Origin of the sequence: Pseudomonas sp. ANT_H4 (genome assembly GCF_008369295.1) — a bacterium.
GTDB lineage: Bacteria > Pseudomonadota > Gammaproteobacteria > Pseudomonadales > Pseudomonadaceae > Aquipseudomonas.
The window spans coordinates 1-1,251 of sequence record NZ_VOBG01000076.1; the positions used below are offsets into that span (position 1 = coordinate 1).

Annotated in this window: 3 protein-coding genes; 2 read left to right on the forward strand and 1 reads right to left on the reverse strand. The window is 51.8% G+C overall.

Going from position 1 to position 1,251, the window contains the following annotated elements:
- Positions 1–180: 180 nt before the first annotated feature.
- Positions 181–408 (reverse strand): helix-turn-helix domain-containing protein, encoded by a 228-nt coding sequence (locus tag FQ182_RS29595; protein WP_033896465.1) that lies wholly within the window; start codon positions 406–408, stop codon positions 181–183.
- 101 nt (positions 409–509) lie between these two features.
- Between FQ182_RS29595 and FQ182_RS29600 the strand changes: the two genes are divergently transcribed.
- Both FQ182_RS29600 and FQ182_RS29605 read left to right on the forward strand, forming a co-directional pair.
- A complete protein-coding gene (locus FQ182_RS29600) occupies positions 510–1,103 on the forward strand; it encodes a hypothetical protein (protein ID WP_033896466.1) in 594 nt (197 codons plus the stop codon).
- Positions 1,100–1,251 (forward strand): DEAD/DEAH box helicase family protein (locus FQ182_RS29605; protein ID WP_178114559.1); only part of this gene is annotated, 152 nt, incomplete at its 3' end. The genes FQ182_RS29600 and FQ182_RS29605, both read left to right, overlap by 4 nt.

Genomic DNA, 1,251 nt, shown 5'->3' on the forward strand with positions numbered 1-1,251 from the left:
TAGCAACTGTTCGTGCGCAGCGCGACCGGGTCCTCACACAAAATCTACAGCTATGGGAACGCGTAAGGGAGTTAGAGTTGGCGGAGCGCCAAATCAAGCCTTTTCAGGTTAGGTTGCATCCTTAAAGTCAAGGTTTGTCTCTACCTCAATGAGGTTGCTAGGGGGCAATTCCTGACCTTATCAATCGCTAGCATCTTTGGCTGTCGGCAGAAGTGACCCTGGTTCACACCCTAGGCTCAAAGCAATCTGATAAAGCTTCTCGACCGTTATGTTTACCTCTCCACGTTCGATGCGCCCCATATAGCTACGATCAACCTTGCAGACGAGAGCTAGGACGTCTTGGGACAAGCCCTTAGCCTTCCTTGCTTCCCGTATCTTCGTTCCCAAGGCCTTCGCCAATTTCCCCATAGCTGCCTCAACCTGCTTGAGGCAGCACTATCGGGCGTTTGCGGACGAATCAGCCACGGACTATAATCCGTATTTTTGTTCGCGGAACTCTGGGTGCCTGCATGAAACATGATTCATTCGAATTCGACAGGCAGTTGTACGACTTGCTTTGCCAAGAAATACATCAGCGGTTCACGACTCGCCAGCTTCGAGATGCCTATGCAGCGACTCTAGACTTCCCTGGCTATGAGCTGGGCGCAGTTCGGATTTACGTTTATGAGCAAATCCGTCGACTGATTCGTGCCGGCTGGGTTGTGAAGTCGCCGAAACTCAGTAAGCGTGGACAGCTCTTCCATCTGTTGGAAATGCCGGCCCATATAAACCTTGTGCTGGTTGCTTCCCGATTTCAAAGACCTGACAACTCATCCCCTTTTCACTCTGAAAGCGTTGAAGGTCCGTTGGTCGAGCTGCCAACACGATCAGCACAAAATGAATCGGACGACCAAGGCCGTCTTCAAGAAATGCTAAAAGAGACTCGCCTAGACCTCCTGTCCTCAATGGGGGAAACGGAGCGTTACAAACAGCTCTTTGAGGAGATCCCTGTTTTAAGAGCCCGGCTTCAAGGCGAATACCATGAGGTTCGAGACCGCAGCTCTCGGTTGCTGGGGCATCTTCGTGCGCTTGAAAACTCGCTCAAGGCAATTGCCGCGGCATGACAAAATCTCTTCGAGAGTGGCAAAGGGAATGTATAGAAACCGCGCTTGAGCACTATCGCGGTAACCCTCACTTCTTCTGCCAAGCAACACCAGGTTCGGGAAAAACGCGAATGGCAGCAGAGCTAGCCAAGGTGCTGCTCGAGCGCAA

Excerpts from the sequence above, each read along its gene's own strand:
- FQ182_RS29595 (WP_033896465.1), bottom strand. The coding sequence starts at position 408 with ATGGGGAAATTGGCGAAGGCCTTGGGAACGAAGATACGGGAAGCAAGG.
- FQ182_RS29600 (WP_033896466.1), top strand. The coding sequence starts at position 510 with ATGAAACATGATTCATTCGAATTCGACAGGCAGTTGTACGACTTGCTT.